16 protein-coding genes are annotated in these 16859 nt (G+C 62.1%); 6 read left to right on the top strand and 10 right to left on the bottom strand.

Translation table 11 applies throughout. The features are described 5' to 3' along the window. Positions 1-90 precede the first annotated feature (90 nt). From GJU48_RS05210 to GJU48_RS05175, 8 genes are all read right to left on the bottom strand, one after another. Complete coding sequence (locus GJU48_RS05210) at positions 91-1266, bottom strand: ABC transporter substrate-binding protein (protein ID WP_094952991.1); 1176 nt, start codon at positions 1264-1266, stop codon at positions 91-93. After that, positions 1263-2237 (bottom strand): CobW family GTP-binding protein, encoded by a 975-nt coding sequence (locus tag GJU48_RS05205; protein ID WP_094952992.1) that lies wholly within the window; start codon positions 2235-2237, stop codon positions 1263-1265. The genes GJU48_RS05210 and GJU48_RS05205 overlap by 4 nt, the downstream gene beginning before the upstream one ends. Beyond that, positions 2234-2530, bottom strand: coding sequence for a hypothetical protein (locus tag GJU48_RS05200; protein ID WP_094952993.1), 297 nt, complete (start codon positions 2528-2530; stop codon positions 2234-2236). Before GJU48_RS05200 ends, GJU48_RS05205 begins: the two co-directional genes overlap by 4 nt. Positions 2531-2543: 13 nt before the next feature. After that, positions 2544-3293: an SDR family NAD(P)-dependent oxidoreductase gene (locus tag GJU48_RS05195; protein ID WP_094952994.1), complete on the bottom strand. Its 750-nt coding sequence runs from the start codon at positions 3291-3293 to the stop codon at positions 2544-2546. A gap of 138 nt (positions 3294-3431) precedes the next feature. After that, the gene (locus GJU48_RS05190; protein WP_094952995.1) at positions 3432-4193 is read right to left on the bottom strand and encodes an SDR family NAD(P)-dependent oxidoreductase; all 762 of its coding nucleotides are present in this window, start codon (positions 4191-4193) and stop codon (positions 3432-3434) included. A gap of 10 nt (positions 4194-4203) precedes the next feature. Continuing rightward, complete coding sequence (locus tag GJU48_RS05185; RefSeq protein WP_094952996.1) at positions 4204-5544, bottom strand: MFS transporter; 1341 nt, start codon at positions 5542-5544, stop codon at positions 4204-4206. A 29-nt stretch (positions 5545-5573) separates the two neighbouring features. Further along, the gene (locus GJU48_RS05180) at positions 5574-6452 is read right to left on the bottom strand and encodes a polysaccharide deacetylase family protein (protein ID WP_053254585.1); all 879 of its coding nucleotides are present in this window, start codon (positions 6450-6452) and stop codon (positions 5574-5576) included. Between the two features lie 11 nt (positions 6453-6463). Continuing rightward, positions 6464-7795 (bottom strand): amidase, encoded by a 1332-nt coding sequence (locus tag GJU48_RS05175; protein ID WP_094952997.1) that lies wholly within the window; start codon positions 7793-7795, stop codon positions 6464-6466. Between the two features lie 349 nt (positions 7796-8144). Between GJU48_RS05175 and GJU48_RS05170 the strand changes: the two genes are divergently transcribed. The 6 genes from GJU48_RS05170 (at position 8145) to cmoB (ending at position 14725) form a co-directional block, all read left to right on the top strand. Further along, positions 8145-9134 carry a GntR family transcriptional regulator gene (locus tag GJU48_RS05170; RefSeq protein ID WP_094952998.1) on the top strand — a complete coding sequence of 330 codons (990 nt, stop codon included), beginning with the start codon at positions 8145-8147 and terminating at the stop codon, positions 9132-9134. Positions 9135-9323: 189 nt separating this feature from the next. Then, entirely contained in the window at positions 9324-11747 is a 2424-nt protein-coding gene (gene lon, locus GJU48_RS05165) for an endopeptidase La (RefSeq protein WP_094951358.1), read from the top strand. Between the two features lie 197 nt (positions 11748-11944). Beyond that, entirely contained in the window at positions 11945-12334 is a 390-nt protein-coding gene (locus tag GJU48_RS05160; protein WP_094951359.1) for a protease inhibitor I42 family protein, read from the top strand. A gap of 1 nt (position 12335) precedes the next feature. Then, positions 12336-12992, top strand: coding sequence for a lysoplasmalogenase (locus tag GJU48_RS05155; protein ID WP_094951360.1), 657 nt, complete (start codon positions 12336-12338; stop codon positions 12990-12992). Between the two features lie 36 nt (positions 12993-13028). Then, complete coding sequence (gene cmoA, locus GJU48_RS05150; RefSeq protein WP_094951361.1) at positions 13029-13772, top strand: carboxy-S-adenosyl-L-methionine synthase CmoA; 744 nt, start codon at positions 13029-13031, stop codon at positions 13770-13772. Beyond that, complete coding sequence (cmoB, locus tag GJU48_RS05145) at positions 13769-14725, top strand: tRNA 5-methoxyuridine(34)/uridine 5-oxyacetic acid(34) synthase CmoB (protein ID WP_094951362.1); 957 nt, start codon at positions 13769-13771, stop codon at positions 14723-14725. The genes cmoA and cmoB overlap by 4 nt, the downstream gene beginning before the upstream one ends. Positions 14726-14858: 133 nt before the next feature. On the opposite strand, the gene tadA is transcribed toward cmoB, so the two are convergent. Continuing rightward, complete coding sequence (gene tadA, locus GJU48_RS05140; RefSeq protein WP_094951363.1) at positions 14859-15356, bottom strand: tRNA adenosine(34) deaminase TadA; 498 nt, start codon at positions 15354-15356, stop codon at positions 14859-14861. Next, the gene (locus tag GJU48_RS05135; protein ID WP_094951364.1) at positions 15356-16732 is read right to left on the bottom strand and encodes a multicopper oxidase family protein; all 1377 of its coding nucleotides are present in this window, start codon (positions 16730-16732) and stop codon (positions 15356-15358) included. The genes tadA and GJU48_RS05135 overlap by 1 nt, the downstream gene beginning before the upstream one ends. Positions 16733-16859 lie beyond the last annotated feature (127 nt).

Here is a 16859-nt window from a genome sequence, read left to right as displayed (position 1 = left end):
TTTAGCAGATTAGCTGGGACTTGGGATAAGTACACCCAACAAAGACAGGAACATCATCGTCAGTCTATTGACGCCATGGCACTCATTGATCTAAGCGGTGCGCGCCCGCATGAAGTCCCCCCACCGGCGCACCAGATAATTGTGCTCATCCATCACCGAGTTCCACACCGCAATGTGCCCCATGCGTTGCGCATAGGAACCCCCATCGCGCACATCGCCGACATCAATCAACGGCAAACCATCACTGCCCAACAACTCCTCCCGGGCAGGCTTGCCAGCATACCAATAATCCCACTCGGCACTGCTCAAATGATCGCGCGTACGCGCCGGGTTGCCGATGTAATAGCCCTGGCGCGCCATGACCGCCCCAGGCCAGCCGGACAACCACCAATTCAGATAAGCGTAAGCCGCATCCAACACCGAGCCCTGGGCATGGCGTGACAACGACAACCCGCCAAACCAAGCCCGATAGCCTTCGCGGGGCACCGCCAGCCGGTACTTCACCCCGGCACGGTGCAAACGCATCAAGGTCGGCGACCACAGGCTCTGGATATCGATGCTGGGGCTGAGCATCAACTGCGCCGCCTCTTCATCGTCCGACCAGAACGCCGCAAAGTGCCCTCCCTTCTGCTTGCGCACCAGGATGTCGGCGAGCACATCGATCTCTTCGATGCTCATATTGCCGATGTCCTTGAACTGCGCCAGCCCCGCGCCTTGCACTGCCAACGCGGCGTCCAGGGCGCCAATCGCGGCATCACTTTGCAACGCGGTGCGTGCACGCCAGGCCGGGTCAAGCAGCCAGCCCCAGCTTTCATTGCCGTGGCTGAAGCCTTCGGGCAAACGTTCGGGGCGGTAGGCAAAACTGTCAGCGTTGTGGGTCAGCGGCAGCATGCTGATGCGATCGGTCACGGTGCTGCCGAGGCTGCCGTCGTGCTGCACGAACAGGCGCTCACTGGGCACGCTGCCGCTGCCCAAGCGATCGTTGGCCGACAAGCGACCGCGCTTGGGCAGGTCGTTGATCTCATGCCACAGCGCGATTCGCCGCGTGTCGATAGGCTGGATCGCGCGCGCCGGCCACACGAAGTCGACGTTGTGGAACCACTGGTCGTACAGGTCGTAGCTGTCGGGCTGCATCACCGCGATGCGCTGGGCCTGCGCAACGTCGTGTACCTGGTACACCAGGCGAATACCCAATTCCTGTTCGGCGCGCACGCGCAAACATTCCAGCAAGGTTACGGAGGTACCGAGCACGCGTAACGTGATCATGCGGCAAACCGTCGGGAGAACACTTCAAAGGAACGCCGCAACAGCGCCGGGTCGAGGCCACGCAGGATAAACACCAGCCGCGATTGGCGGTCGGTGCCCGGCCACGCGGGCAAGTGCACCGGGGCATGCAGGCAATGCTGCACGCCATGAATGACGATAGGGGCCGAGCTTGCGTTCACGTTGAGCAGTCCTTTGACGCGAAGGATTCGTTCGCCGTGGCATCTTAGCAGCATCGACAACCACACCCCGAAGCCAACCCAGTCCAGCGGCTGGTCGAAGCTCAGGCAGCACACTTGCGCCGCGCCGTGGGTGGCGGTGGTGGTTTGGTGCAATTGCCAACGGCTGACTTCAACAGCCGGTTCGGCGCTGCGCAACCCTTCGCCGAGCAGCAGTTGGTCGCCGCTGTGAACCTCATGGGTATTGAGGATCGGCGTACCGGCGTTGAGTGCCTGCAAGTGCGCGCGCAGTGCGTCACAGTCGCCGGCCAGGTCGGTCTTGCTCAGCAACAGGCGGTCTGCAGCGGCGACCTGGGCCAGCCATTCCGGGTGCAGGCGTTCTTGCAGGGTAGCGTGGCTGGCGTCGACCAACGTAATCACCAGGCCAATATGGAAACGCCCACGCAGCTGCACGTCGTTGTTCAGCGTGGCGAGGATTGGCGCCGGATCAGCCAGGCCGGTGGTCTCAAGAATCACCCGCTTGAACGCTGGGATTTCGCCGCGCTCACGCCGTTGTAGCAAGCCGAGCAACGCGTCTTTCAGCTCGCCACGGATCGAGCAACAGACACAGCCGCTGGGCAGCAGCACGGTGTCCGGCGCCACTTCTTCCACCAGCAGATGGTCGATGCCGACATCGCCGAATTCGTTGATCAGCAACGCGGTGTCGCCAAGGCTTTCGCCTTGTAGCAGACGCTTGAGCAAGGTGGTTTTGCCGCTGCCGAGGAAACCGGTGATGACATTGAGGGCGATGCTCATGATGACTCCAAGTGATCAAGCAAGCGCGGATCCAGCGGGTCCAGCGGGCGCCCGAGCATGTTTTCAGCCGCCTGCCACAGTTGATCCAGGCCACTCGCCAGTTCTTGCTTGCCGGTGGCGCCCAACAGCAGGTACGACGCGCCCTGGAAGTCTTCGACCTTGAGCCGGAACACCGCCAGCACTTGGTTGATCGCAGCGATCCGGCGCAAGCGTTCGCGGCGCCGTGGCAGTTCATCGCCTAAGGGGTCGCTCCAGTGCAGGTCTTCACCGAGCAAGCCGCAGAGTCCGCACATGGCTACACCTCGCTCATGGCATGACATCGCCGGAGTTCGGGCCCAGGGTCTGGCCGACGAACAGGTTGCCGCCCGGCTCACTGGCGAGCAGCACGGCGGTGGGCGCCACTTCATCAGCCAGGCCGAAACGGCCCAGGGGCAACTCGGCGGCCTTGGCGCGCTTCCAGTCGGCGCTGATGCCGCCCACCAGCGGCGTTTCGATAGGGCCCGGCGCAATGGCGTTGACCAGCACGTTGTCCTTGGCCACTTCCAGCGCCAGGGATTTGGTGAAACCGATCACGCCAGCCTTGGCGGCGGCGTAGTGGGTCAGCTCGGCGCCGCCCTTGATGCCCAGTTGCGAGGCCACATTGATGATCCGCCCCCAGCGCTGCGCAAGCATGTGCGGCAAGGCGCGCTGGCTGGCCACGAACACACTGGTGAGGTCGACTCGCAGCATGTCGTTCCACATCTCGATAGAGAGGTCGACGCAACGCGCCTGGGTAAGCATGCCAGCATTATTGACCAAAATATCGATGCCGCCGAAGTGCTCGACACAGCGGTCGACGCTGGCCTGGGCGCCTTCGACAGTGCCGACGTCAGCCAGGCATTCGAACACTTCGGCACCGAGGTTGCGGCAGGAAATGGCGGTTTCGGCAAGGCTGGCGGCATTGCGGTCGGCCAGCAACAGCCGCGCGCCTTCGGCGGCGTAGGCGCGGGCGATAGCAGCGCCGATGCCGCTGCCGGCACCGGTGATGACGGCGCGGCGGTGGGTGAGTTGATGCATGCAGAATCTCCTAAGGCAAACACGGTCCACTGTGGGAGCTGGCTTGCCTGCGATAGCGGCGGGTCAGCTACAAATATTTCAACTGACCCACCGCCATCGCAGGCAAGCCAGCTCCCACCTTTTTTGCAGAGCGTGGAGTCAGTCCGGCCAGCGCACAGTCAAGCCACCGTCGATGACGATGCTTTGCCCGGTCAAATAACTCGACGCATCGCTGGTCAAGAATTGCACCAACGAGGCCACCTCATCCGCCCGCCCAACCCGGCCCAACGGAATCGCCCGCGCCGCCTTCGCCAACCCCTCAGGCCCCAACGAGTTCTTCGCATCCAACGACTGCGGCGTCTCGATCAACCCCGGAATCACCGCATTACAACGGATCCCCAACGGCGCCAACTCCACCGCCAGCGACCGGCACAACCCCGGCACGCCGGCCTTGGCCGCGGCGTAATGGCTGTGCTCCTGCCAGCCATACACACCGCCGGCAATCGACGAAATCGCCACCAGCGCCCCGCCCTCGCCCATATGCCGGGTGGCCGCGCGGAAGGTGCGCATCACCCCCGTCAGGTCGACATTGAGCATCTCGTTCCACAACGCATCGGTCATCTCCAACAACGGCGCGCGGCGCAATAAACCGGCATTGGCCACCGCGTAATCGAGGCGGCCAAAATGCTGCACGGCTTGCGCGGCCAGCGCGTCTACCGAGGCGGTATCGCCCACGTCCAGCGGCAACATCAGGCATTCACCACCGGCTTCTTCTACCTGGGCCACGGTGGTGTGCGGGTCATGCGGGTCAGCCGGGTAATACCCGCCCACCACCGCCACGCCGCTGCGCGCATAGGCGACGGCGAGGGCTTGGCCGATGCCGCTGGCGGCACCGGTAATCAAGGCAACTTTACGGCTCATCAAACACTCCTTACTGAACGGTTTCCGGGCGCACATGGCGGGCGGCAAACATCAAGGCGCCGGACAAAAAGCACGGCAGCGCGCCGAACCACAGCGCGGCGGTCTGCCAGTCACTGCCGGCGGACAACACTTGGGTGGCGCCGAAGCCGGCGACCACCGCACCAATCGGGCCCATGGCATGGATGATCGCGCCGCCGGTAGCGCGGATGCTGGTAGGGAAACTCTCGCTGATAAAGAACAGCGCCGCCGAGTACGGCCCGATCAGGAAGAACAGGCCCAGGCTGTACAGCCCGACCACCATGGGCATATTGCTGGGGCCAAACAGCATCCCGGCAAACGCCAGGCCGCCGAGCATCCAGCCCAAGCCGATAACATTGCGACGGCCGATCTTGTCGCCCATCCAGCCGTGGGTCAGGTAGCCGCAGTAACCCACCAGGTTCGACAGCACAAGGATGATCAGCGAGTTCTCGAACGAGAGGTGGTGCACACTGACGATCACCGAAGTCCCCAGCACGCTGAACACCTGGATCGCCGCCCAGTTGAGCAACAGCGCGGCGCCGATCACCAGCGTGGCGCGGCGAGCCGGGCCACGGAAGGCGGCTTTGAGGCCGGCCTTGCTGTGTTCGTCATAGTCCACGCCGTAGGTCACGGCGACGTTTTGCGCTTCTTTCACCGCGCCGCTTTTACGCAGCTCGCTGATGCGCTGGTGTATCTGGAACTGCGGGCTTTCCTTGAGCTTGCGCGCCATGATCGCAATCACGATGGCCGGGATAGCGGCAAAGATGAAGCAACCCTGCCAACCGATAATCGGCAGCAGCAGCGCGGTCAAACCGGCGGCGATCAATGCACCGACCGGCCAGCCGCCCTGCACCAGGCTGTAGATAAACCCGCGACGTTTGGTCAGGCGCGGGTCTTCAGAAGCACCATACAGCTCGCTCAAATACGTGGCGTTGACGGTTTCCTCGGCATAGCCCAGGCCGCCCAGCGAACGGATCAGAATCAGCGGCGACTTGCCCCACGCCCCGCCAATCGCCGTCAGCGCCGAGCACAGCGCGGAACCGGCCACGGTGACAATAATGCCTGTGCGCCGCCCCAACTTATCGACGACAGGGCCAATCGCAAAGGCGACCACCGCCGTGCCCACCGCCACCCAGGTCGCGATCTCAGCTTGCTCCACTTCACCCCAGCCAAAGTGTCGGCCGATCTCCGGCAGCAAGGTGCCGAACAGAATGAAGTCGTACACCGCAAACACCCAGGCGAAAAACGCGATCCAGGTGGCGAAGCCCACCTCCTTGGACGTCAGTTGCCGGGGTTTCCAGCCAGTCAGGTCAAGCTTGTTGTAGATGGACATAGATCGCGCCTCGGGGTGTGGGCTAAGGGTCAGGAACGCGGTTGGCGGCGGATAAAGTCGTCGGCGATTTCGTCGAAGGTGACGAAGCGCACGCCGGCATGGCTCTGGATGTGTTCGATCAAACGCTCGAGCATCAGCAGCACTTGCGGGCGGCCGGACACGTCGGGGTGGATGGTCATGGTGAACACCGCGTGTTCGTGCTCGCGGTAGACCCAGTCGAACTGGTCGCGCCACATTTCTTCCAGGTGGCGCGGGTTGACGAAGCCGTGGCTGTTGGGGGCTTTTTTGATGAACATCATTGGCGGCAGGTCGTCGAGGTACCAGTTGGCCGGGATCTCCACCAGGTCGGTTTCTTCGCCGCGCACCAAGGGTTTCATCCAGGTGTCGGGGTGCTGGCTGTAGTCAATCTTGGTCCAGCTGTCACCCTTGCGCACGTAGTAGGGGTGGAAGTCGTTGTGCATCAGGCTGTGGTCGTACTTGATGCCTTTTTTCAGCAGCAGCTCGTTGGTGACCTTGCTGAATTCCCACCAGGGCGCGACGTAGCCGGTCGGGCGTTTGCCGGTGACTTGGGTGATCAGTTCGATGGACTTATCCAGGACGATTTCTTCCTGCTCGGCCGTCATCGCGATGGGGTTTTCGTGGCTGTAGCCGTGCACGCCGATTTCGTGACCGGCATCGGCCACCGCCTTCATCTGCTCCGGGAAGGTTTCCATCGAGTGGCCAGGGATAAACCAGGTGGTGCGCAGGCCGTAGCGTTCGAACAATTTGAGCAGGCGCGGCGCGCCGATTTCACCGGCGAACAGGCCACGGGAGATGTCGTCCGGCGAGTCTTCGCCGCCGTAGGAACCGAGCCAGCCGGCGACTGCGTCTACGTCGACGCCAAATGCACAGAGGATGTCTTTAGCCATGGTGTGTCTCCTTAAATAGTCATTACGGATTCGACGGACAATGCCGCGCGCAACAGCCGCGCGTCTTCCCCCGTCGGGGCACTGAGCAGCAGCCCGGTGGGCAAGCCCAGGGCATCACGGCCGCTGGGCAGGGCAACGCCCGGCATGTCGAGCAAGCTGCCGGGCATGGTCAGGCGCAGGGTGGCGAGGTTGGTTTTCACGAACAAGTCATCGTCTGCCTCCAGGGCGGCCAACGGCGGTGCGACATGAGCGACGGTGGGGGTAATCAGGAAGGCGCCGTCGAGCTCGTCGACCAGTTGGTATTGCAAGCGGCAGCGCGCGTCGATCAGGTGCAGCAATTGGCTGGCGGGCAGTGCACGCGCGGCTTCAAGGCGGCGGCGTACGCGCGGGTCGAGTTGCTCGGCGTCGCGGCTGTCGAGCAAGGCTTCGTGCAGGGCGAAGGCTTCGAATGAGCCGAGCCAGCCGTCCTGCTTGATCAGGTTGAGGGTGGCCTGGAAGGTGGCGGACGCACGCACCTCGATCAGCGCGCCCGCGGCCTTGAGTTGGTCCACCGCGCGCAGCAGGTTATTGCGTACGGCCGGCTCGATGTCTTCCAGCGTGCCCTGCTCAAGCACAAAGCGCTGGCCCTTGAGGCTGCGGGCGGTGTGGGTTTGCGCACGGCCGTTGAGCAGGTCGTCGATCGTCAGCGCATCGCGCACGCTGCGGGTCAGCGGGCCGAGGCTGTCGAGGGTGTGCGCCAGCGGGAAGACGCCGTCGCGGCTGTAGCGCCGGCTGCTGCTGCGGTAGCCCACTACGCCATTGAATGCTGCGGGGATGCGGATCGAACCGGCGGTGTCAGTGCCCATGGCGATCGGCACGATACCGGCGGCCACGGCAACGGCCGAACCCGAGGATGAACCGCCGGGAATGCGCGGTTGATCGCTGCCGCTCGGGTTGTAGGGCGTGCCGAAATGCGGATTCAGGCCCAGGCCGGAATACGCCAGTTCACTGAGGTTGGTCTTGCCGATACTGACCATCCCGGCGCGACACAGTAGCCCCACGCTCGGCGCGTCGAGCAACGCGGCTGGCGCCTCGCGACGGTAGTTGGCGCCGGCGGTGGTAATGCTGCCGGCGACGTCAAACAGGTCTTTCCAGGCCAGCGGCACACCATCGAACACGCTCAACGGCTGGCCGGCACGCCAACGAGCGGCGCTGGCTTCAGCTTCTCGGCGGGCACGCTCGGCCGTCAGGGAGATAAACACGCTGGGGGCCAGGCTCGCGTGAACCAGTGCCTGTTCGAGGACCTGCACCGGGTCGCTGCGACCACTGGCAAAAGCTTCGGCCATTGAGGTGGCGTCTGACATCAAGATGATCCTCTTAAAACGTACATATTATTAAAATATACGTTTTACAAAGGCAGCTTTCGTGCCAGTCTCTCAACACGCATTTTTCGCGAGTGCGCTTTATTGCCTGGAGCTACGGACTAGATGGTTTTGTAGGCGGCAAAAATATCGGATGAAGGTGCTGGAACAGACCTTGAATGAAATAATGTATCTTTTATTAATCAATACATTTTGGTGCAGAAAAGTAACAACGTGACGGGTAAGGCCCCAAAAAAGTGCCACCACCGTGGCGCAGAGTGACAGCGGCAACTATGAGAGAATCCGTAGCCACTTTCCTACAAACCCATCCACTCTTTACCTAGAGAAGCAGATGAAAGCAGCGTCCGCCTCCGCTTCCCGTTACGCGATGATTCACACCGTGTTGCGTGACGCCATCGTCAACGGCACCGCCCGCCACGGGCTGGTCTTGCTGGAAGCGCCGCTGGCCGAGCTGTTCGGCACCAGCCGCGTGCCGGTGCGTAAGGCGCTGGACCTGCTGCACGATGAAGGCCTGATCTGCCGCTTCAACGGACGCGGTTACCTGATCAACCCCGAAGGCCTGGTCATGGAGCCGCTGCGCCTGCCGCTGAGCCATGCACACCTGGGCCTTAATGGCGACGACGAGCTGGTAGACACCCGGCCGCTGGGCGAGCGGATTGTTGAGGAAATCGGCGCGGCGCTGTCCACGTGCATCGCCTTCGGCCATTACCGCCTGGACGAGCAAGCCGCCGCCGACCACTACGGTGTCAGCCGCGCCGTGGTGCGTGAAGCGCTGATGCGCCTGCGCGACCGTGGCCTGGTGGAAAAAGAGCCTTACTCCCAATGGCTGGCGGGGCCGCTGACCGCGCGCGAAGTCACCGAAGACTATGAACTGCGCGCCTGCCTGGAACCCGAAGCCCTGCGCCAGAGCGCGCCGAACCTGGACCGCGAGATGCTTGAGGCCATGTTGCAGCGCGTGCTGGAGGCCCAGCAAAGCCCGCAGTGCAGCCTGCAAGCCATCGAGCAGATCGAGGAGGACTTGCACCAGCGCTGCCTGGCCGGCCTGCAGAACCGCAAGATCGCCGCGCTGATTCGCCAGGGCCAGAGCCCGATGATCATCAGTCGAATCTTCTACCGTTTACTGGGGATAGGCGCAGATCCCGCCATGCTCGCCGAACATCGCTTGATTCTGGAGCTATTGCTGCACGGCGCCTTCGATGCGGCGGCGCTGAATTTGCGTGAGCATTTGCAACGGGCCAGTCAGCGTATGTTGCAGCGTTTGAAGGTGTTGTCGGTGCTACCGGAACAGCCGATTCCCGCCTACCTCCACAAGATCAGCTGACCCCACGTGCTCTGAAATGTGGGAGTCGGATATGTACCCAATCTACCTAAACCCAGGCAAACCAGCTCCCACAGGCGTAAAGCGCCGCTGTCGAAAATATTATGCAATATGTTGCTAACTGCGCCCGGCCATTGAAACCACCGCTGCACCGCCCCATCTAACTTGCATACTTCCTTATGCAGGTGCCCCATGAGCGACCAGCAAGAATTCCCGGACATCGACCTGAACGATTACGCCGATCCGGAAAACGCTGAACACGAAACATCGTCCAACACCGGCCTGGCCCTGCCCGGGCAAAATCTGCCGGACAAGGTTTACATCATCCCGATCCACAATCGTCCGTTCTTCCCGGCGCAAGTGCTGCCGGTGATCGTCAATGAAGAACCGTGGGCCGAGACCCTGGAGCTGGTGAGCAAATCCGACCACCATTCCCTGGCGCTGTTCTTCATGGACACCCCGCCAGAAGATCCACGCCACTTCGACACCTCCAGCCTGCCGCTGTACGGCACGCTGGTGAAGGTGCACCACGCCAGCCGCGAGAACGGTAAGCTGCAATTCGTCGCCCAGGGCCTGACCCGTGTGCGCATCAAGACCTGGCTCAAGCACCACCGCCCACCGTACCTGGTGGAGGTCGAATACCCGCACCAGCCGACCGAGCCGACCGACGAGGTCAAGGCCTACGGCATGGCGCTGATCAATGCGATCAAGGAACTGCTGCCGCTCAACCCGCTGTACAGCGAAGAGTTGAAGAACTACCTCAACCGCTTCAGCCCCAACGACCCGTCGCCGCTTACCGACTTCGCCGCCGCGCTGACCTCGGCCACCGGTAACGAGTTGCAGGAAGTGCTGGACTGCGTGCCCATGCTCAAGCGCATGGAAAAAGTGCTGCCGATGCTGCGCAAGGAAGTCGAAGTCGCGCGCCTGCAAAAGGAAATCTCTGCCGAGGTGAACCGCAAGATCGGCGAGCACCAGCGCGAGTTCTTCCTCAAGGAGCAGCTCAAGGTCATCCAGCAAGAGCTGGGCCTGACCAAGGACGACCGCAGCGCAGACGTCGAGCAGTTCGAACAACGCCTGGTGGGCAAAGTGCTGCCGACCCAGGCGCAAAAGCGCATCAGCGAAGAAATGAACAAACTGTCGATCCTGGAAACGGGTTCGCCGGAATACGCCGTAACCCGCAACTACTTGGACTGGGCCACCTCAGTGCCGTGGGGCGTGTATGGCGAAGACAAGCTCGACCTGAAACACGCGCGCAAGGTGCTGGATAAACACCATGCGGGCCTGGATGACATTAAGAGCCGCATCCTCGAGTTCCTCGCGGTGGGCGCCTATAAAGGCGAAGTCGCCGGCTCCATCGTGTTGCTGGTAGGCCCGCCGGGCGTGGGCAAGACCAGCGTCGGTAAATCCATCGCCGAGTCCCTGGGCCGGCCGTTCTACCGCTTCAGCGTCGGCGGCATGCGCGACGAGGCCGAGATCAAGGGCCATCGCCGTACCTACATCGGCGCCCTGCCGGGCAAGCTGGTGCAGGCGCTCAAAGATGTGGAAGTGATGAACCCGGTGATCATGCTCGACGAGATCGACAAGATGGGCCAGAGCTACCAGGGCGACCCGGCGTCGGCGCTGCTGGAGACCCTCGACCCGGAACAGAACGTCGAATTCCTCGACCACTACCTGGACCTGCGCCTGGACCTGTCCAAAGTGCTGTTCGTGTGCACGGCGAACACCTTGGACTCAATCCCCGGCCCGCTGCTCGACCGGATGGAAGTGATTCGCCTGTCGGGCTACATCACTGAAGAAAAAGTTGCCATCGCCAAGCGCCACCTATGGCCCAAACAGCTGGAAAAAGCCGGCGTGTCGAAAAAGAGCCTGAGCATCAGCGACGGCGCCCTGCGCGCGTTGATTGACGGCTATGCACGCGAAGCCGGGGTGCGCCAGCTGGAGAAACAGCTGGGCAAACTGGTGCGTAAAGCCGTGGTCAAGCTACTGGATGAGCCGGACTCGGTGATCAAGATCGGCAACAAAGACCTGGAAAGCTCCTTGGGCATGCCGGTGTTCCGCAATGAACAAGTGTTGTCCGGCACTGGCGTGATCACAGGCCTGGCCTGGACCAGCATGGGCGGCGCGACCCTGCCGATCGAGGCGACGCGCATCCATACGCTCAATCGCGGCTTCAAGCTCACCGGGCAGTTGGGTGAGGTGATGAAGGAGTCCGCCGAGATTGCCTACAGCTACATCAGCTCGAATCTGAAGTCGTTTGGCGGTGACCCGAAGTTCTTCGACGAAGCCTTCGTGCACTTGCACGTGCCGGAAGGTGCCACACCGAAAGACGGCCCGAGCGCGGGCGTGACCATGGCCAGTGCGCTGCTGTCGCTGGCGCGTAACCAGCCACCGAAAAAAGGCGTGGCCATGACCGGCGAGCTGACGCTGACCGGGCATGTACTGCCGATTGGCGGGGTGCGTGAGAAAGTCATCGCGGCGCGGCGCCAGAAGATTCATGAGCTAATCTTGCCGGAGCCGAACCGCGGTAGTTTTGAAGAACTGCCGGAGTACCTGAAAGAAGGCATGACCGTGCACTTTGCCAAGCGCTTTGCGGATGTGGCGAAGGTGCTCTTCTGATCGATCATTCCCACGCTCTGCGTGGGAATGCCTCTCTGGGCGCTCTGCCCCTCTGGCGCTCTGCGTCCGCTCTTATGACGCGGAACGTCCCGGGCTGCATTCCCACGCAGAGCGTGGGAACAATCAAATCCCCTGCTGTCACACCTTGTCTCATCTTCGGTTATGCTCGCCCTTCGTCGCCAAACAACGGAGCCCCTATGACCGCTGCCCGCCTGCTTCTCCCCTTGAGCCTTACCCTGCTGGCCGCGTGCGCCAGCGCACCGAAGCAAAACGTCACAGTGGAAAACCAGAGCGCCTGCCCGCTCCAGCTTAAAACAGGGCAAAACCTGACTCTCACCTTGCCAAGTAACCCCACCACCGGCTACCGCTGGGCCATCCAGGATTCCGCCGGCGGCGTGCTGCGCGCGCTCAGCCCTGAGGTTTACAGCAGCACAGAATCCGGTGTGATCGGTGGCGGTGGCCAGTCGACCTGGCGCTTCCAGGCGTTTGCTGCCGGCCAAGGCCGTCTGCGCCTGACCTCCCAGCAACCCTGGGAACCGGAAGCCGAACCCGCCGAAACCTTCGACTGCGCCATTACGGTGAACTGATATGCCTTGGTTGATTCTTGCGTTAATGGGCGCTGGCACCTTTTTCTACGGCTTGGCCACTCACGCAGCGCTGTTGTGCCTGCTGGTTAAACCGCTGCCGGTATTGGCGCTGCTGGGCTGGCTGCATGATGCGCCGCCCACCGACTATCGACGCTGGATCAGCCTGGGGCTGATTTTTTCCCTGGTGGGCGATGTGTTGCTCGCATGGCCGGGCGACCTGTTTATCTTTGGCCTCGGCGCCTTTCTGTTTGCGCACTTGGCGTACTTGAAAGCCTACTTCAGCGATTGCCGCCGCCTAGCGGTGTTGCCACTGGTATTGGCGCTGGGCGTGGGCGCTATCTTGCTGGGCATCCTGATTTCCCATGGCCTGGGCGATTTGCTGATACCCGTCGTGGTTTATGCACTGGTGATCAGCGCCATGCTCTGGCGTGCATTGGCACGGCTGGGCAGTAACGTACCCAAGCAATCGGCCCTGCTGGCGGCGGCGGGTGCGGTGTCGTTTGTGTTTTCCGACACACTCATCGGCATCAATCGGTTTGTGGTCGCCTTTGAAGCGGCACCGTATTTGTTGATTACCACGTATTGGCTCGGTCAGTGGGGCATCACCGCCTCGGCTTTCCATCAGACAACCCGCGCATCCGAGGGCCAATTTGGCTAAAATGCCGGCCTTTCCCCCTTCGTCGCCGGAACAGCCGTGAGCAAAGAACCCGATCGCCTATTCGCCCAGCCCCTGCCCCAGGTGCCAGACTTCGCCTTTAACGAGGACGTGGTGCGGGTGTTCCCGGACATGATCAAGCGCTCGGTGCCCGGTTATCCGACCATCGTCGAGAACCTCGGCGTGCTGGCGGCGCAATTTGCCCAACCCAACAGCGTGCTCTACGACCTGGGCTCGTCTCTGGGCGCAGTCACTCAAGCGCTGCGCCGCCATGTGCGTACCGACGGCTGCCGGGTGATCGCGGTGGATAACTCGGCGGCGATGGTCGAGCGTTGCCGCCAATACCTCAATGGCCAGGACTCGATGTTCCAGGAGCTGTTGCCGGTGGAGGTGATTGAGGGCGATATTCTCGCGTTGCAGTTCCAGCCGGCCTCGGTGGTGGCGCTGAACTTTACCCTGCAATTTATCGCCCCCGATGAGCGCCTGGCGTTGCTCGGGCGCATCCGCCAGTCACTGTTGCCGGGCGGTGCGTTGATCCTCTCGGAAAAGCTGCGTTTCAATGACCCACAAGAGCATGCGCTGCTCACCGATTTGCACATCGCGTTCAAACGCGCCAACGGCTACAGCGAACTGGAAATCGCCCAGAAGCGCAGCGCCATCGAAAACGTCATGAAGCCCGACAGCCTCGAAGAACACCGCGAACGCCTGCTGGCCGCCGGGTTCTCGAAAGTCGTGCCGTGGTTCCAGTGTCTTAACTTTGCCTCGTTGATTGCCTTGCCATGATTGATTTGTCTCCCCTCGCCCGCCACTTGGTCGGCACTCCTTTGGCCGTTTGGGCCCAGGGCCTGCAAGCGCAACTCGATAGCAAGATGGAAAAGGGTCACGGCGACCTGGAGCGTTGGCAGAGTGCGCTGGATGCGTTGCCGAACATCCAGCCCAGCGAAGTCGACTTGCTCAACGGCTTGACGCTGGATACCGATTGCGACGACGCCACCCGTGCACAAATGCACACCGCGTTGATGGGCTTGAGCCCGTGGCGCAAAGGCCCGTTCCACCTGTTCGGCGTGCATGTGGACACCGAATGGCGTTCGGACTGGAAGTGGTCGCGCGTTGCGCCGCACCTGGATTTGAACGGCAAGCGCATCCTCGATGTGGGCTGCGGCAACGGCTACTACATGTGGCGCATGCTCGGCGCCGGGGCTGACAGCGTGATTGGCGTAGACCCGAACTGGCTGTTCTTTTGCCAGTTCCAGGCCGTGCAGCGCTACCTGTCGGCGCCGAACGCCTGGCACCTGCCGTTCCCGTTTGAAGACTTGCCGCCAAACATGGAAGGCTTCGACACGGTGTTTTCCATGGGCGTGTTCTATCACCGTCGCTCACCCATCGAGCACTTGCTGGCACTGAAAGATTGCTTGGTCAAAGGCGGCGAGCTGGTCCTGGAAACCTTGGTGGTGGAAGGCGATCAGCAGCAAGTACTGGTGCCGGAAGACCGCTACGCGCAGATGCGCAACGTGTGGTTCCTGCCATCGGTGCCGGCGCTGATGCTGTGGCTGCGACGTGCGGGGTTCAGTGATGTGCGCTGCGTGGATGTGAGCGTGACCACGGTCGAGGAACAGCGCGGGACGCCGTGGATGAAGTTCCAGTCGCTGAGTGATTTCCTGGATCCGGAGGATCACAGCAAGACCATTGAAGGGCTGCCGGCGCCGATGCGGGCAGTGATCATCGCGAAGAAGTAACCCGAATCTCCCTGAAAAAAATAGAGATCAACATGTGGGAGCTGGCTTGCCTGCTCCCACATTGGTTTTCAGTACTAATAGATCAACATGTGGGAGCTGGCTTGCCTGCTCCCACATTGGTTTTCAGTACTCTTTAGAGTGCGGGTTTGGCTCGGCGAGCCTTAAAGAACTCACTCAACACCGTCCCACATTCCTCGGCCAACACCCCACCTTCAAACAGCACCCGATGGTTAAGAAACCCTTGGGTAAAAAACTGCCCCTGGCTTTGCACGATCCCAGCCTTGGGCTCCAGCGCACCGTACACCACCCGCGCGATGCGCGAATGCACGATCAGGCCCGCGCACATGCTGCAGGGCTCCAGGGTCACATACAGCGTGCTGCCGACCAGACGATAGTTGCTGATGGCGTGCGCGGCGGCGCGGATGGCGACCATTTCGGCATGGGCGCTGGGGTCGTTGCCGCTGATCGGGCAGTTGAAGCCACGGCCGATGATTTCACCGTCCTGCACCAGCACTGCACCCACGGGCACTTCGCCCAGTGCCGCGCCTTGGGCGGCGAGGGCCAGGGCCTCACGCATGAAGTCCTGGTCGCGGCTGCGGTCGATGATCGCTGTAGGGCGAACCTGGCGCATCACGCCACCTCGATGGCGGCCATCAGGCCGGTTTCCATGTGGTCGATCACGTGGCAGTGGAACATCCACACCCCTGGGTTATCCGCCACCAACGCCACGCGAGCGCGCTCGTTCTTGCCCAGCAGGTAGGTGTCGGTGAAGTACGGGATCACCTTGTGGCGGTTCGAGGCGATCACCTTGAAGCTCATGCCGTGCAGGTGGATCGGGTGTTGGTACTGGGTCATGTTCTTCAATTCAAAAATGTAGCTCTTGCCCTTCTCAAGCTTGGCAATCGGGCGGTCGGCGCAGGTCTTGTCGGTGATGTCCCAGGCCTGGCCGTTGATCTGCCATAGGCTTGGCGGCTTGCCGTTGTCCACTGATACAGTGCCGACCCACTCGAAATTGAAGTTGAGTTTCTCGGCATTGGCCAGGTCCGGCTCGGCAATCGGGTTGGCCGGCAGCGCCGGTGGCCATTCGTTGGGCGCGTCGGTGTTGACCACAGAGCGAAAGGTGCCCAGGCGCACCGGGCCATTGCGGATCGACAGTTCTTCACCGGCCGGCGGCGCTTTGATCGCCAGGCAAATGCGCATGCCCGGGCCCAGCCAGTATTCCTTGCCCATTGGGCGCGGCTCGATGGGGTTGCCGTCCAGCGCATAGATCTGCGCTTCGACGCCGGGAATGTTGATGCGATAAGTCAGCGTGTTGTCGAGGTTGAGCAGGCGCACGCGGGTGATCTGCCCGGCAGGCAAATCGACGACCGCCTGGGACACGCCATTGATCGTCGACAGCCGCCCCGCCGTGCCGCCACGCGCGGCTTCTCGGGGCACGCTGAAGGCGACAAAGGCGCCCTCTTCGTCCACATGCCAGCTTTTCAGGCTCAGGGTGCGTTCGTGTTTGAAACCGGTGGGTTCACGCTCTTCGATGATCAACGGGCCGACCAGGCCACGGCCGAGTTCTTCGCTGCTGTTCACATGCGGGTGATACCAGTAGCTGCCGGCGTCCGGCACGCGGAATTTGTAGTCGAAGTATTCGCCAGGCAGCACCGGCAATTGCGAGACGTAAGGCACGCCGTCCATTTCCAGCGGCAGGCGGATGCCGTGCCAGTGGATGGTGGTGGCGACCGGCAGGTGGTTGATAAAGCGCACCCGCAGCCATTCTCCCTGACGCACACGCAACTCGGTGCCCGGCGCCGATGGGCCGAACGCCCAGGCTTGGGTTTTATGCCCCGGCACCAGTTCCACGTCGAGCGGCGCGGCGATCAGCTCGTAATCGTGACCCGCTTCGGCCTCGGCGACTTTTCCCAGCCAGTAGCGGTAGGCGCCACCGGCACCGACGCCCACTACGGCCAGGCCTGCAAGACCACCCAGGATTTGTCGACGGGAAAAAGTTTGGGACACAACAACCTCACGTATCTGCCGCGAGCCATAGGCCCGCAAAGGGCAGATACGATACACCTGACCCGGCTAAACAGTAAGGCTTCGCATTGCCGCACTTGCGATTTCATTGGGTCTTGTGGCAAGCCCG

It is taken from the genome of Pseudomonas sp. IB20, from assembly GCF_009707325.1.
GTDB lineage: Bacteria > Pseudomonadota > Gammaproteobacteria > Pseudomonadales > Pseudomonadaceae > Aquipseudomonas.
This window is presented reverse-complemented; position numbering and strand designations above follow the sequence as displayed.

What these genes read in the sequence shown, in the direction of transcription:
- GJU48_RS05210 (WP_094952991.1), bottom strand. Translation starts at nt 1,266, where the DNA reads ATGATCACGTTACGCGTGCTCGGTACCTCCGTAACCTTGCTGGAATGT.
- GJU48_RS05205 (WP_094952992.1), bottom strand. Translation starts at nt 2,237, where the DNA reads ATGAGCATCGCCCTCAATGTCATCACCGGTTTCCTCGGCAGCGGCAAA.
- GJU48_RS05200 (WP_094952993.1), bottom strand. Translation starts at nt 2,530, where the DNA reads ATGTGCGGACTCTGCGGCTTGCTCGGTGAAGACCTGCACTGGAGCGAC.
- GJU48_RS05195 (WP_094952994.1), bottom strand. Translation starts at nt 3,293, where the DNA reads ATGCATCAACTCACCCACCGCCGCGCCGTCATCACCGGTGCCGGCAGC.
- GJU48_RS05190 (WP_094952995.1), bottom strand. Translation starts at nt 4,193, where the DNA reads ATGAGCCGTAAAGTTGCCTTGATTACCGGTGCCGCCAGCGGCATCGGC.
- GJU48_RS05185 (WP_094952996.1), bottom strand. Translation starts at nt 5,544, where the DNA reads ATGTCCATCTACAACAAGCTTGACCTGACTGGCTGGAAACCCCGGCAA.
- GJU48_RS05180 (WP_053254585.1), bottom strand. Translation starts at nt 6,452, where the DNA reads ATGGCTAAAGACATCCTCTGTGCATTTGGCGTCGACGTAGACGCAGTC.
- GJU48_RS05175 (WP_094952997.1), bottom strand. Translation starts at nt 7,795, where the DNA reads ATGTCAGACGCCACCTCAATGGCCGAAGCTTTTGCCAGTGGTCGCAGC.
- GJU48_RS05170 (WP_094952998.1), top strand. Translation starts at nt 8,145, where the DNA reads ATGAAAGCAGCGTCCGCCTCCGCTTCCCGTTACGCGATGATTCACACC.
- lon (WP_094951358.1), top strand. Translation starts at nt 9,324, where the DNA reads ATGAGCGACCAGCAAGAATTCCCGGACATCGACCTGAACGATTACGCC.
- GJU48_RS05160 (WP_094951359.1), top strand. Translation starts at nt 11,945, where the DNA reads ATGACCGCTGCCCGCCTGCTTCTCCCCTTGAGCCTTACCCTGCTGGCC.
- GJU48_RS05155 (WP_094951360.1), top strand. Translation starts at nt 12,336, where the DNA reads ATGCCTTGGTTGATTCTTGCGTTAATGGGCGCTGGCACCTTTTTCTAC.
- cmoB (WP_094951362.1), top strand. Translation starts at nt 13,769, where the DNA reads ATGATTGATTTGTCTCCCCTCGCCCGCCACTTGGTCGGCACTCCTTTG.
- tadA (WP_094951363.1), bottom strand. Translation starts at nt 15,356, where the DNA reads ATGCGCCAGGTTCGCCCTACAGCGATCATCGACCGCAGCCGCGACCAG.